Here is a 13,892-nt window from a genome sequence, read left to right on the forward strand (position 1 = left end):
GTGGTGGGACGGTTCAGCGCCCCGGGGATGTGCCCGGCCACCGGGTCCAGGGGTTCTTCCACCCCCAGGTAGCGGGCGGTGGCGCGCGAATCGATCAGCACCCCGTCGAACCCGGCCAGCTCCTGCATTTCCAGCACCGGCATCTGATTCCAGGACAGGCTCACGGTGCCCGGCTCCACCTTGGGCACCTCGGAGGAGAGGATGTACTTCGCGTCCCGCCAGGCCTGCAGTCCCCCGTCGAGCACCGCGACCTTCGTGAAGCCGGCGTGGCGCAGCAGCCACCAGGCGCGGGCGGCGGCCATCGCCCCGGCATCGTCGTACACCACCACGCAGCTCTCGTCGTTGATGCCCCAGCCGCGGGCGGCCTGCTGGAAGGCCTCGGCGGTGGGCAGCGGGTGGCGCCCGGTGTGCTCCCCGACCGGGCCGGACAGCTCGGTTTCCAGATCCACGAAACGGGCGGCCGGGATGTGCCCGGCCTGGTACTGCTCGCGGTTGTCGGTGGCGCCCAGCTTCCAGCGCACGTCGAGCAGCACCAGGTTAGGGTCTTGCAGTTTCGCGGCCAGGTCGCTGGCCCGGATCAAGGCGCTCATGCGTTTGGCTCCCGGGAGATCAGGTCGTTGATGTCGTAGCTGGTGCCCTGCTCCCAGCGCTGGTAATCGCGCCCCTGGGCCGTGGCGGCGTTGCCCAGCAGCCGGTCGAACAGCCCCAGGCCGTTTTCGTTCAGCAGCCCGTCGTGGATCGGCAGCCACAGCGGCGCGTCGACCTCGGTGGCGAAGTCGATGGTCTGCCCCACCCGCGACCAGGGCGCCATGGCCGGCACCAGCAGCACGTCGGGGTGCAGCCCCACCGGCACCTGCAGGCTGTCGCCGGGGTGGAAGATCCGCTCCCCCAGCAGGTAGCCGATGTTCGCGACCACCGGGATGGAGTGGTGGATGGTGGCGTGGGTGCCGCCAAAGGCGCGCACCTGGATGCCGCCGACGGTGACCTGGGCGCCGGGCTGGATCGGGTCGACCCGTGAGCGGGCGACGGCCGGCAGCAGCTCGTGCAGGGTTTGGACCACCGTCTGCGGGGCGTACACCTGCAGGGTGGGGTTCGCGGTGACCGCCTCGGCGACGACCTCGGGCAGCACATGGTCGGGGTGCTCGTGGGTGATCAGCACGGCCTGCTGCTGCTCGAACGCCCCCTCCAGGTCCGAAAAGCCGCCCGGATCGACCAGGATCGACCCGTCGATGGTGGATACCTCAACACATGAATGACCACGGGATACGATGCGCATACCCCCACACTAGGCGTCCAGCCACACCCGAGGCCAGTCATCGGGCGCATTGCCGGGCGAAGTTGGCTAAAATTGTGGGTGTACCGGCGCCGCCGTTTCGCGCGCCCGTGGCAACTAATAGGAGTGGTGTCCGCATATGACGCAGCCGTCAACCACGCGTGCCGGGGAAACCCGGGTTACCAAGCAGCGGGTGGCATTGAACGAGGCGTTAGTCCAGGTCAACGATTTCGCCACCGCCCAGCAGCTGCACCGCTGGCTGCAGGAGCAGAACCACAAGGTCTCGCTGGCCACCGTGTACCGGCTGCTGCAGTCGATGGCGGACGACGGGCTGGTCGATGTGCTGCATTCGGGCGACGGTGAAGCCCGCTACCGCCAGTGCGTGACCGAGGTGCACCACCATCACCTGGTGTGCCGGGTGTGCGCCAAGACCGTTGAGGTGCTGGCCCCGTCGGTGGAGCGCTGGGCGGCCCGGGTGGCCGAGGAGCACGGCTTCAGCGAGCCGGAGCACACCGTGGAGATCTATGGGCTGTGCGCCGAATGCCGACGGCAGAACCGCGCCGACCAGCCCCGCATAGACGCCAAGTAACGCCCACGCCCGCCGCGCCGGGGCGGCGGCGGCGAGGCGGCGGATCCGGCGACCGGAGTGCCCGGTTCCGCTAGACCTGGTGGCGGCTGGGTGAACGCACGGCCTCGATGAGCCGGCACACCAGGTAGATCACGAACGAAATCGTGGTCACGTACGGGCTGATCGGCAGCGCCCCGCCCAGCGCCAGCAGAATCCCGCCCACCACGCTGGTCAGCGCGAACAGCACCGAGAGCAGCACGGTGACTGCCGGGTTGCTGCTCACCCGCAGGGCGGCGGCGCTGGGGGTGATCAGCAGCGCCAGCACCAGCAGTGCGCCGACCACCTGGATCGACATGGCCACCGCCAGGGCCAGCACCACCATGAACACGATCGACAGCCCGGAGGTGCGCACCCCGCGGGCGCGGGCCAGCACCGGGTCGACGCTGGCATAGGTCAACGGGCGCCACATGATGATCAGGGCGAGGATCACCACGGCGCTGATCACCAGCGTGCCGCCCAGCTGCGCCTCGTCCACGGCGACGATCTGCCCGGTCAGCAGCCCGAACTTGTTCGCGCTGCGCCCCTCGTAGAGGGAGAGGAACAAGATCCCCAGGCCCAGCCCGAAGGGCATCAGCACCCCGGTAATGGAATTGCGGTCCTTCGCCCGGGTGCCCAGCACGCCCAGCACCAGCGCGGCGATCAGCGAGCCGAACACCGAGCCGGTGACCACGTCCGCGCCGATCAGCAGCGCGAAGGAGGCCCCCGCGAAGGACAGTTCGGCGATGCCGTGCACCGCGAAGGCCATGTCGCGCATCATGATGAAAATGCCGATCAGCCCGCCAACCACCCCGAGCACGGCCCCGGCGATCAGGGAGTTGCTCACCAGCGGCAACAGCTGGGCGTAATCCTCGAAATTGATCACGCGCTCAAGAAAATTATCCAACCCCATGCCTATCGTCCCGCCGTACCCGGTTCACGAGTTTCCGGTCCGCCCGTTTCCGGTTCACCCTTCGCCGCCGCCTGGCCATCCGGCCCGCCCTCTTCCGGTATCACCGGATCGGGCACCTGGCGTTCCCCGTCCCCGGTGACCACCACAATCCGCCCGTTGACCCGCAGCACCTCAACGCGCGATCCGTACAGCTCGCTGAGCACCTCGCTTTGCATGACCTCATCCACGGTCCCCACGTGGAACCGCCCGCCGGCCAGGTACAGCACCCGGTCCACGTAGGGCAGGATCGGGTTGATCTCGTGGGTGACGAAGATGACCGCGCTGCCGGCCTGCACGGCCTGGCGGTGGATCACCTCGCTGATCGCCTGCTGGTGGTGCAGGTCCAGGCTCAGCAGCGGCTCGTCGCACAGCAGCACCCGCGGGTTGGAGGCCAACGCCTGCGCGGCCCGCAGCCGCTGCTGCTCCCCTCCGGAGAGTTCGGCGACCGGGCGCTGCCCATAGTCGCTGGCGCCGACCAGCTCCAGCAGCTCATCGACGCGCTCGGCCACCTTGCGCCGGGCCAGGCGCACCCCAGGGCGGTGCCCGTCCACGCCCAGGGCCACCAGGTCCCGGGCGCGCAGCGGCACGTGATCGGCGATGGGCCGCTGCTGCGGGATCAGCCCAACCAGTTCCGAGCCGCGGCGCACCGGCTTGCCCTCGATGCGCACGGTGCCGGATTCGAGCACCGTGGTGCCCAGCATGGTGTTGATGAAGCTGGTCTTGCCCGAGCCGTTGGGGCCGAGCACCGCCAGGAATTCACCGGGGCGCACGTCCAGGTCCAGGTCCTGCCACAGCACGCGCGGGCCGAAGGCCAGGCGGGCGTGCTGGAAGGAGACAATCGGTTCTGCTGGCATTCTGCGGCTTTCGTGTGGTTGGTGGGGGCCGGCGCGCGGACGGCAAATGGCCGTGGCCCCGCGTCGTGCGCGGCACCACGGCCATTCTATCCTAATTGCGACTGATTCCTATTTGCGCCCGGCGCAGTGTCGCACCGTGCGCGGCGGATTATGTGGTTGCCGTTCCCGGGGCGTGGCCGTTGCGCGGCGCACGCGGCGGAACGTGGCGTTTCCGGGTGGTGTCGCTGATCTCACCGACCAGCACCTCGATGATGTCCTCCAGGAACACCACCCCGGTCACCTTCCCGTCCGCGTCGATGACGGTGGACAGGTGGTTGCCCTGCTGGCGCATGGCCTCCAGCGCCACCTCGATCTCATCGGTGTGCGCCACCTGGCCCAGGGGGTGCAGCGGCAGGTTCAGCAGCGGCTGGGTCGAATGCTCGTCGTCGATGAGCATCACGTCCTTCACGTGCCAGTAGCCCACCGGGATGCCCTCGCGGGTGATCATCATGCGCGAGAACCCGGTCTTGGCGACCTTGGACTCGAACTCCCGCGCGGTGGTCTGCCCCCATTCCAGGGTGAACAGGTCCTCCAGCGGCACCATGCACTGGCTGGCGGTCACCGAGGTGAACTCCAACGCCTTGCTCAGCCGGAGCGCGTCCTCGTTCTCCAAGGTGCCCTCCTCGGAGGAGGACTGGATGATCGAGCGCACCTCCGCGGCCGTGTAGGCGCTGCTGACCTCGTTTTGCGGTTCGACGCCGAACATCTTCAGCACCAGGTTCGCCGAACCGTTCAGCAGCGAGATCACCGGGTGCAGTGGCTTGGAGAGCCACACCAGCGGCGGGGCCAACAGCAGCACCGCCTTGTCGGCGACGGACACCGAGATGTTCTTGGGCACCATCTCACCGAAGGTCACGTGCAGGAAGGTCACCGCCACCAGGGCGATCAGGAACGCGCTGGTGTCCGCCACGGCCACCGGCACGCCCATGGCCTGCAGCGGCACCACCAGCAGGTGGTGGATCGCCGGTTCGGAGATGTTCAGGATCAGCAGCGAGCACACGGTGATGCCCAGCTGGCAGACCGCCAGCATCACCGAGACGTGCTCCATCGCCCACAGCGCCACCTTGGCGCGCTTGTGCCCGTCGTCGGCCAGCGGTTCGATCTGCGAGCGGCGAGCGCTCATCACCGCGAACTCGCCGCCCACGAAGAACGCGTTGGCCAGCAGTAGCACCACCAGCCAGATCAGGCCCATGAAGTCACTCATTCTCGGCCTCCTGGATCGGTGCGGCCGGCACGAAGCGCACCTGAGCGATGCGCTTGCCGTCCAACTCGGTCACGGTGAAGCTGCCGGCCTCGGTGGTGACCACGTCGGCCAGCTGGGCCAGACGGCCAAGCTCGGAGAGCATGAAGCCGCCGATGGTTTCGTAGGAGGCGTCATCCGGGATGATGTCCGCGTCGAAGTGGTCGTTGATCTGGTCGGGGCGGAACATGCCCGGGAACAGCCAGGCGCCGTCCGGTTGGGCGATCACTTCCTCCTCGTCCTCGTCGTGCTCGTCGGAGACCTCCCCGACGATTTCCTCGATCAGGTCCTCCAGGGTCACGAACCCGGCGGTGCCGCCGTATTCGTCCATCACGATCGCCACCTGGTACTCGGCGGCACGCAGCTGCTCAAGCAGGATGTCCAGGTGGATGGTTTCGGGCACGTACAGCGCGTCCATCGCGAACTCCCCGACCTGCAGGGCGCCGCGGCGTTCACGCGGCACCGAGACCACGCGCTTGATGTGGCACACGCCCTGGATCCGGTCGCTGGAGCCCTCGATCACCGGGAACCGGGAGAACCCGGTCTCGGCGCTGAGACTGATCAGCTCCGATAGCGGGGCCTCGGAGTCGATTGTCGCCATGGTGGTGCGCGGGGTCATCACATCGGCCGCGGTGCGTTCGGAGAATTCAATGGTGGATTCAACGAACTTGGCGGTCTGGTTGTCCAAGGTGCCCAGCTCGGCCGAACGGCGCACCAGCGAGGCCAGCTCCTGGGCGCTGCGGGCCGCGGAGATCTCCTCCTTGGCCTCGATGCCAAAGAACCGCTTGAGCACCTGGTTGGAGAACCCGTTCAGCGCCAGGATGGCGGGCTTGAAGATTGCGGTGAACACCAGTTGCGGGCGGGCCAGCGCCTTGCCCACGGTCATGGCCCGGGCGATCGACAGGTTCTTGGGGATCAGCTCGCCGATCAGCATCGAGAGCAGGGTGGCCAGGGTCATCGAGATCACCACTGAGATTGCGGTGGCGCTGGCGCCGGTGACCCCCAGCTGGACCAGCAACGGGCTGAGCAGCTGGCTCATCGCCGGCTCCAGCACATAACCGGTCAGCAGCGTGGTCAGCGTGATGCCCAGCTGGCAGGAGGAAAGTTGAGTGGAAAGCGAGGTCAGGCACTGGTAGAGCGGCTTGGCACCGCGTTCGCCGGCCTCAACGGCCTGGGCGACGGTGGACTTGTCCAGCGCCACCAGCGCGAACTCGACGGCCACGAAGAACCCTGTTCCCAGGATCAGCAGCAGGCCGAGCAGGATGTATAACCATTCCATTGGGGGCTAGCTTCCCCCTAGGGCCGGTGTGGTGAAAGTAATTCCAATTGCCGCCCAGCGGCAACTAGAAGGCTCCAATCGGGAGGCGGAGCCCACCTGTTCATGTCTGGGGCTGCCGGCGCTGCGCCCTTGGGCGACCGGCCGGCACGGAGAATGACTGTCCATAGTGCGCATCAGTCTAACGAACGAAGCTTAACTTCGCATCACCGGCAGATGAAAAAGATGAACGGCACAAATCCCCCGGTGAGCGGGAGATATGTGAGCATCCGATCCTGTGATCCGTGCCGCGTCTTAGCCAACTGGCGCAAAATGTCACTAGACTGTTGGGAGGTCTAGAAATCTTGTGTGCACGGTGGCCACTCATAGCGTCCTCGGGCCACCGCCCGCCCAAGCTAGAACAGCGTAGAAAATCAGGGAGAGGCGTTGCACGTGCCAGAGCAAGCACACCATCGGCTAACGGAAGAGTTCGGTGGAAACGAGTGGCTAGTAGACGAGCTGTACCAGCAGTACCTCGTCGACAAGAACTCGGTCGATAAGAAATGGTGGGACATCTTCGAGTCCCTCACCGCAGACGAGGAAGAACCGGCGAAGAAGCCGGCTGCGGAAGCCAAGCCGGCCCAGCCCGCCGCGAAGCCGCAGAGCGCCCCGGCCAAGACCCAGGGTGCCCCGCGCGCGGCCGCTGCCGCCCGCTCCAGCGAGCCGGCGGCGGAGAAGCCGCAGGCCGCCAAGCCGGAGCCGAGCAAGCAGAACGCCGCGCCGAAAACCGCCCCGATCCCGGCGCAGGCCCCCAAACCCCAGACTTCGAACCAGTCCTATGGCGAGGAAAAGCGCACCGTGCTGCGCGGGCCGATGAAGGCCATCGCCAACAACATGGACGCCAGCCTCACCGTGCCAACCGCCACCACCGTGCGCGCCGTGCCGGCGAAGCTGATGATCGACAACCGCGTGGTCATCAACAACCACCTCAAGCGCACCCGCGGCGGGAAGATCTCCTTCACCCACCTGATCGGCTTCGCCGTGGTGCGGGCGCTGAAGCAGTTCCCGTCGATGAACGTGACCTACGACGTGGTGGACAAGAAGCCCACCGCCGTGCAGCCGGCCCACGTGAACTTCGGCATCGCCATCGACATGCCCAAGCCCGACGGCACCCGCATGCTGGCCGTGCCGAACATCAAGGCCGCCGAGACCCTGAGCTTCAACGAGTTCTGGGCCACCTATGAGGACCTGATCAAGCGCGCGCGGGGCAACAAGCTCACCGCGGACGACTACGCCGGCACCACCGTGTCGCTGACCAACCCCGGCGGCATCGGCACCGTGCACTCGGTGCCGCGCCTGTCCAAGGGCCAGGCCGCGATCATCGGCGTGGGCGCCCTGGAGTACCCGGCCGAGTACCGCGGCGCGGCGGAGAAGACCGTCGCCGCCCTGGGCATCGGCAAGCACATCACCCTGACCTCGACCTACGACCACCGCGTCATCCAGGGCGCCGGTTCTGGCGAATTCCTGAAGCTGGTCGAGTCGCTGCTGCTGGGTGAGCAGGACTTCTACGACGAGATCTTCGAGCAGCTGCGCATCCCGTACGAGCCGGTGCGCTGGGCCGTGGACAACCAGGTCGACATCGACCTGCAGGTGAACAAGGTCGCCCGGATCCAGCAGCTGATCCACTCCTACCGCGTGCGCGGGCACCTGATGGCGGACATCAACCCGCTGGAGTACGTGCAGCGCAAGCACCCGGATCTGGACATCAAGACCTACGGGCTGACCCTGTGGGACCTGGACCGCGAATGGGTCACCGGCGGGCTGGGCGGCAAGGACCGGATGCTGCTGCGCGACATCCTCGGGGTGCTGCGCGACGCCTACTGCCGCACCACCGGCATCGAGTACATGCACCTGCAGGAGCCGGTGGAGCGCGACTGGTTCCAGTCCAAGCTGGAGCGCCCCTACCGCAAGCCCAGCGCCGAGGAGCAGAAGCGGATCCTGTCCAAGCTCAACGCCGCCGAGGCGTTTGAGACCTTCCTGCAGACCAAGTTCGTCGGGCAGAAGCGCTTCAGCCTGGAAGGCGGCGAGTCGCTGATTCCGCTGCTGGATGCGATCATCTCCGACGCCGCCGACGAGCACCTGAGCGAGGTGGGCATCGGCATGGCCCACCGCGGCCGGCTGAACGTGCTGACCAACATCGCCGGCAAGACCTACGCACAGGTCTTCCGCGAGTTCGAGGGCACCGCCACCCCGGGGTCCGTGCAGGGCTCGGGCGACGTGAAGTACCACCTGGGCACCGAGGGCTCCTACACCTCGGATGCCGGCAACGAGACCAAGGTCTACCTGGCGGCGAACCCCTCGCACCTGGAGGCCGTGGACCCGGTGCTGGAGGGCATCGTGCGCGCCAAGCTGGACCGCCTGGGCTCGCGCAGCGAAGTGCTGCCGATCCTGGTGCACGGCGACGCCGCGTTCGCCGGGCAGGGTGTGGTCTCCGAGGTCCTGGCCATGAGCCAGCTGCCGGGCTACCGCACCGGCGGCACGATCCACGTGATCGTGAACAACCAGATCGGCTTCACCACCGCCCCGAGCTCCTCGCGCTCCTCGGAGTACTCCACCGACGTGGCCCGCGCCGTGCAGGCCCCGGTCTTCCACGTCAACGGGGATGACCCGGAGGACGTGGTGCGCGTGGGCCAGCTGGCCTTCGAGTACCGCCAGAAGTTCAACAAGGACGTCGTGATCGACCTGGTGTGCTACCGCCGCCGCGGGCACAACGAGGGCGATGACCCGTCGATGACCCAACCGATGATGTACAACCTAATCGAGGCCAAGCGCTCGACCCGCAAGCTGTACACCGAGGCGCTGGTCGGCCGCGGCGACATTACCCAGGAGGAGGCCGACAACGCGTTGGCCGAGTACCGCGAGTCGCTGGAGCGGATCTTCTCCGAGACCCACGCTGCGCAGACCTCCCCGATCCCGATCGTCACCCCGGGTTCGACCATCAACGACCTGGAGAAGCCGTTCGCCCAGGCCGAGGATGAGCTGACCCGCGACGGGGCCCGCCCCAGCGCGATCTCCGCGCAGACCGTGGCCGCCATCGGCAAGGCGCACCTGGCGATCCCCGAGGGCTTCAACGTGCACAACAAGCTGCGTTCCCTGTTGGAGCGCCGCGAGAAGATGAGCCGCGAGGGCGGCATCGACTGGGGCTTCGCCGAGCTGCTGGCCCTGGGCTCGCTCTCCATGGAGGGCGTGCCGGTGCGCCTAGCCGGCCAGGACTCGCGCCGCGGCACCTTCGTGCAGCGCCACTCGATGTTCCACGATCGGATCAACGACGAGGAATGGTACCCGCTGAACCACCTCAGCGAGGACCAGGCCCCGATCTGGATCTACGATTCGCTGCTCAGCGAATACGCGGCCCTGGGCTTCGAGTACGGCTACTCGGTGGAGCGCCCGGACGCGCTGGTGATGTGGGAGGCGCAGTTCGGCGACTTCGTCAACGGCGCCCAGACGGTGATCGACGAGTTCATCTCCTCGGCCGAGCAGAAGTGGTCGCAGTCCTCCTCCCTGGTGATGCTGCTGCCGCACGGCTACGAAGGCCAGGGCCCGGACCACTCCTCCGCCCGCATCGAGCGCTTCCTGCAGCTGTGCGCGGAGAACAACATGGTCGTGGCCCAGCCCTCCACCGGCGCCAACCACTTCCACCTGCTGCGCCGCCAGGCCTACGCCCGTCCGCGCAAGCCGCTGATCGTGTTCACCCCGAAGCAGCTGCTGCGCCTGAAGGCGGCGGCCACCTCGGTGGAGGACTTCACCACCGGCGGCTTCCGCGAGGTCATCGGTGACAGCTCGATCTCCGATAATAACGCGGTGGACAAGGTGCTGTTGGTCTCCGGCCGGTTGTACTACGACCTGCTGGCCACCCGCACCAAGGCCAAGGACGAGAAGACCGCGATCATCCGCGTGGAGCAGCTCTACCCGGCCCCGACCGAGCAGATCGCCGCGGAACTGGCCAAGTACCCGAACGCGAAGGTCAGCTGGGTGCAGGACGAGCCGGCCAACCAGGGCCCGTGGCCGTTCTTCGGGCTGTACGTGGCCCCGAGCCTGGAGCAGAAGGTCACCCTGGTCTCCCGCCCGGCGTCGGCCGCCACCAGCGCCGGCACCTCCAAGCGGCACGAGGCCGAGCAGGCCGTGCTGCTGCAGCAGGCGTTCGCCCGCTAAACCGGCCCTGACCGGCGCATAGTGCCGGCACCTTCGGGCACCGCTCCCCCGCAATGGGTCGCGGTGCCCGGCAGGTGCCGGCACCATCACGTTAAACACCTCCCCAATTGCCCGGGTTCACGCCGCGTTCACTGCTAAGGTGGGGAACTAGGTATCGGCACACGAAAGGTCCCCCGTTGGAGTTACGCACCATCCGCATCACCGCAATCGGAGACGAACTGCTGGCCGGACATGGTGACCCCCGGGCCCTGGGGTGGTTTGGCCGGGTCCTGGCGCGCACCCAGGATCCGGCGCTGCGCCTGCAGTCCTTTGTGCTGGCTGCCCCGGCCGAGGGGTCAGAGGCGCTGGCCGAACGCTGGCTGGGCGAGGCGACACGGCGCTTTGGCGACCGGGTCGAGAACCGGCTGGTGATCGCCCTGTCCGACCGGGACGTTGACCTTGAGGTCTCCACCGCCCGCAGCCGGCTGAACCTGGCCAACATCCTGGACTCCGCCAGCCAGATGTCGATCAAGGCGCTGCTGGTGGGTCCCGCCCCCGGGCTGGACGACGCCCGCAACGAACGGGTCGCCGAACTGAACCGCGTCTACTCGGATGTGGCCCTGCGGCGCAACCACCACTACATTGACACATTCACCCCGCTGCGCGCCCACACCCAGTGGCGCGCGGACCTCACCGCCAACGGCGGGGTGCCCGGACAGGCCGGCTACGGGCTGATGGCGTGGTTGGTGCTGCACCGCGGCTGGTACAACTGGATGGAGCTTCCCGAGCCAAGCGAAGGCTAAGCCGCCCGCCCGGGATCCGGCCGTGCATCTCTTGGCGTGCTTGGCCACATCCCCGCGCCGCGCAGCACGGCACTGTGCCCCGCTGCCACGACTCGCGTGTGACACGCCACAAACGACAAAGCCCTCCCGCATGTGAAACAATGGTTGCCGGACCACCGCCTACTGGCGGCGGTATCGCAATCCCTATCTAAGGAGGCACTATGTCGAAGCGCGCACGTAAGCGTAAGGACCGCCGTAAGCGTTCAGCAAACCACGGCAAGCGCCCCAACGCATAAGCTGATATGGATGATCCCCGCAGCGCACCAGATTCTTCCGGTGCCCTGCGGGGATTTCTTTATCCTCGACCTGCCCCTGCACACAGCGTCCTGCCCGCTCTTCGCCCGACGGCGTCCTCCCCTGGCCCGAGGCGGCAAAGCCCGGCAGGTCAAACTCCGTCCGGGCGGTGCGCGTTATCTCCGCCCCGCATAGCACCAGCCGCCGACACCGGTGTGCTGGCCGATCGGCCGGAGTGCTGGTGTCGACGGCTGGGTGCGTCGTGGTGGTAGGCACCGGGCAAACCGGTGGGTACCGAACCGTATGCAGTTGTGGTGTTCCCGTGGGGCGCAAGGCCGCGGCTAGTGCCCGGATTCGACCCGGATCTGCGAGATGCGCACCATGATCTTTTCCTTCAGCTGGCTCGGGGCGTGCTCCTGGCAGCTGCGGCGCACCACCGATCGGATGATGCACTCCAGGTCGTACTGCTCGGTGCATTCCGGGCAGTGCTCCAGGTGCCGCTTGACCTCTTTGATGTCCTCCAGGGTCAGCGCGCCATCGAGATAGTTGTAGATGCGCACCAGCCGGGAATCGGCACAGTCGCCCAGTGAATAGCAATCCATTTCTACTTCTCCGCTCCCTTGGCCTTGGAGTGGGATACCGCCGCGGGCATTCCCCGATCCTTGGCGTAGTCAGCCAACAACTCGCGCAAGTTCTTCCGTCCCCGATGCAATCGCGACATCACCGTGCCGATGGGCACCCCGAGGATCTCGGCGGTTTCCTTGTAGCTGAAGCCCTCCACGTCCACAAAGTAGACGGCCAGGCGGAAATCCTCGCCGATCGCCTGCAGCGCGGCCTTCACATCGGAATCCGGCAGCCGGTCCAGCGCCTCGACTTCCGCCGAACGCAGCCCCGTGGGCGTGTGGTCCGCGGCCTGGGCCATCTGCCAGTCCTCGACGGTGTCCGTGCTGGTGCGCTGGGGTTCGCGCTGGCGCTTGCGGTACAGGTTGATGTATGTGTTGGTCAGAATCCGGTAGAGCCAGGCCTTGAGGTTGGTTCCCGGTTTGTACTGGTGGAACGCGGAGAACGCCTTCGTGTAGGCCTCCTGCACCAGGTCCTCGGCGTCCGCCGGGTTGCGCGCCATGCGCAGGGCCGCCGAATACAACTGGTCGACGTATTGCATCGCGTCGCGCTCAAAACGCTCGCGGCGCTGCTCGTCGGTTTCCTGAGCGGGATCGGGCACGCCGGAACCCAAAGTATTTTCCGTCATCATCGCCCAGTCTACGCGCTCACCGGCCGGTCGGGGCAGGACCGCGACGGCCGAGGGGGCACTTGCAGTTGTTCCCATGGTTCCTTCCAGTCTCGTCACACTCATTCCAACACCCGCCCAGACCGGATAATTCCCGGTGCCCACGGTAGGATTCTGCTAGGGCCTGTCACCTGGGGACCGGGCCTGGAAACCAAGCGAAGGAAGTGCGAAGAACACGTGCCGGCTCATGTCAGCGACCACCCGATGTGGGATGCCCCGTCCGTAACCGAACCGATCAACGCGACCGTGCTGGTGCCCGCCTCCAAGTCCCTGACCAACCGCTATCTGGTGCTCGCCGCCCTGGCCGACGGGCCGTGCACGATCCACAACACGCTGATCAGCCGCGACAGCGAGCTGATGCTGGACGCGCTGGCCGCCCTGGGGGTGGGTGTTGAGCGCACGGTGCAGGATGACCGATCCACCACGGTGCGCCTGACCCCGCCCGCCGCCGCTGCCGGCCCGCGCCAGGGGATCGTGAACATTGACTGCGGGCTGGCCGGCACCGTGATGCGCTTCGTGCCGGCGTTGGCCGCCGCGCTGGGTGTCAGTGCCTACTTCGACGGGGATGCCGGGGCCCGGGTGCGTCCCATGCGACCGGTGCTCGATGCCCTGGCCGAGCTCGGCGCGCGCATCGAGTACGCCGGACAGCCCGGCTTCCTGCCGTTCACGCTGCACCCGCAGCAGCTGGGGCAGCGCCCCGAGGTGCGCATCGACGCGTCGGGGTCCAGCCAGTTCATCTCCGCGATGCTGCTGGCCGGCCCGGCACTGCCCGGCGGGCTGCGTCTGCGGGCCGCCGACGGGGCCGTCGCCAGCCCCGAGCACATCCAGATGACCGTGCAGAGCATGAACGAGCTGGACGCAACGGTCAGCACCGACCCCGACGCTCGCGGCTGGCAGGTGGCCGAAGGCAGGCTGCCGGCCTTCAGCGTCAGCGTCGAACCGGACCTGTCCAACGCCGGCCCGTTCCTGGCCGCCGCGCTGGCCACCGCCGGCACCGTGCGCATCCCGCACTGGCCGCAGCACACCACCCAGATCGGCGGACGCTGGCGGCAGATCCTGCCGGCCATGGGCGCCCGGGTGGAGTTGGGCGCGGATGCGGTGCTCACGGTGCGCGGCACCG

Annotated in this window: 13 protein-coding genes; 5 read left to right on the forward strand and 8 right to left on the reverse strand. The window is 67.5% G+C overall.

The features are described from left to right. Both RCJ92_RS11565 and RCJ92_RS11570 read right to left on the reverse strand, forming a co-directional pair. Positions 1-590: sulfurtransferase (locus tag RCJ92_RS11565; RefSeq protein ID WP_446754645.1), on the reverse strand; the 590-nt coding region annotated here is incomplete at its 3' end. Then, a complete protein-coding gene (locus tag RCJ92_RS11570; RefSeq protein WP_446754646.1) occupies positions 587-1,276 on the reverse strand; it encodes an MBL fold metallo-hydrolase in 690 nt (229 codons plus the stop codon). The genes RCJ92_RS11570 and RCJ92_RS11565, both read right to left, overlap by 4 nt. A gap of 136 nt (positions 1,277-1,412) precedes the next feature. Here RCJ92_RS11570 and RCJ92_RS11575 point away from each other — a divergent pair, with 136 nt between their 5' ends. Continuing rightward, complete coding sequence (locus RCJ92_RS11575) at positions 1,413-1,862, forward strand: Fur family transcriptional regulator (protein ID WP_138172978.1); 450 nt, start codon at positions 1,413-1,415, stop codon at positions 1,860-1,862. Between the two features lie 70 nt (positions 1,863-1,932). Here the strand turns inward: RCJ92_RS11575 and RCJ92_RS11580 are convergent, their stop codons facing one another. The 4 genes from RCJ92_RS11580 to RCJ92_RS11595 form a co-directional block, all read right to left on the reverse strand. Beyond that, positions 1,933-2,790, reverse strand: a complete 858-nt coding sequence (locus RCJ92_RS11580; protein WP_138172976.1) for a metal ABC transporter permease — start codon at positions 2,788-2,790, stop codon at positions 1,933-1,935. 2 nt (positions 2,791-2,792) lie between these two features. Then, complete coding sequence (locus tag RCJ92_RS11585) at positions 2,793-3,683, reverse strand: metal ABC transporter ATP-binding protein (RefSeq protein WP_396278233.1); 891 nt, start codon at positions 3,681-3,683, stop codon at positions 2,793-2,795. Between the two features lie 148 nt (positions 3,684-3,831). Beyond that, the gene (locus RCJ92_RS11590; RefSeq protein ID WP_054821503.1) at positions 3,832-4,926 is read right to left on the reverse strand and encodes a hemolysin family protein; all 1,095 of its coding nucleotides are present in this window, start codon (positions 4,924-4,926) and stop codon (positions 3,832-3,834) included. Further along, on the reverse strand, positions 4,919-6,241 hold the full coding sequence (locus tag RCJ92_RS11595; protein ID WP_138172972.1) for a hemolysin family protein: 1,323 nt from the start codon (positions 6,239-6,241) through the stop codon (positions 4,919-4,921). The genes RCJ92_RS11590 and RCJ92_RS11595 overlap by 8 nt, the downstream gene beginning before the upstream one ends. 429 nt (positions 6,242-6,670) lie before the next feature. On the opposite strand from RCJ92_RS11595, the gene RCJ92_RS11600 reads away from it, so the two are divergent. The 3 genes from RCJ92_RS11600 to RCJ92_RS11610 all read left to right on the forward strand — a co-directional run bounded on the left by RCJ92_RS11600 (position 6,671) and on the right by RCJ92_RS11610 (position 11,486). Next, positions 6,671-10,429 (forward strand): multifunctional oxoglutarate decarboxylase/oxoglutarate dehydrogenase thiamine pyrophosphate-binding subunit/dihydrolipoyllysine-residue succinyltransferase subunit, encoded by a 3,759-nt coding sequence (locus tag RCJ92_RS11600; RefSeq protein WP_138172970.1) that lies wholly within the window; start codon positions 6,671-6,673, stop codon positions 10,427-10,429. A gap of 176 nt (positions 10,430-10,605) precedes the next feature. Next, the gene (locus RCJ92_RS11605; RefSeq protein WP_138172968.1) at positions 10,606-11,211 is read left to right on the forward strand and encodes a GDSL-type esterase/lipase family protein; all 606 of its coding nucleotides are present in this window, start codon (positions 10,606-10,608) and stop codon (positions 11,209-11,211) included. Positions 11,212-11,411: 200 nt separating this feature from the next. Further along, positions 11,412-11,486: a 50S ribosomal protein bL37 gene (locus RCJ92_RS11610; RefSeq protein WP_374700303.1), complete on the forward strand. Its 75-nt coding sequence runs from the start codon at positions 11,412-11,414 to the stop codon at positions 11,484-11,486. Between the two features lie 339 nt (positions 11,487-11,825). Here RCJ92_RS11610 and rsrA read toward each other — a convergent pair whose 3' ends face one another. Next, positions 11,826-12,086: a mycothiol system anti-sigma-R factor gene (rsrA, locus tag RCJ92_RS11615; RefSeq protein ID WP_054821692.1), complete on the reverse strand. Its 261-nt coding sequence runs from the start codon at positions 12,084-12,086 to the stop codon at positions 11,826-11,828. Between the two features lie 2 nt (positions 12,087-12,088). Beyond that, on the reverse strand, positions 12,089-12,736 hold the full coding sequence (locus tag RCJ92_RS11620; protein ID WP_391495623.1) for a sigma-70 family RNA polymerase sigma factor: 648 nt from the start codon (positions 12,734-12,736) through the stop codon (positions 12,089-12,091). Positions 12,737-12,949: 213 nt separating this feature from the next. On the opposite strand from RCJ92_RS11620, the gene RCJ92_RS11625 reads away from it, so the two are divergent. Continuing rightward, positions 12,950-13,892 (forward strand): 3-phosphoshikimate 1-carboxyvinyltransferase (locus RCJ92_RS11625; RefSeq protein WP_446754647.1); only part of this gene is annotated, 943 nt, incomplete at its 3' end.

The organism is Glutamicibacter sp. BSL13 (assembly GCF_052928425.1).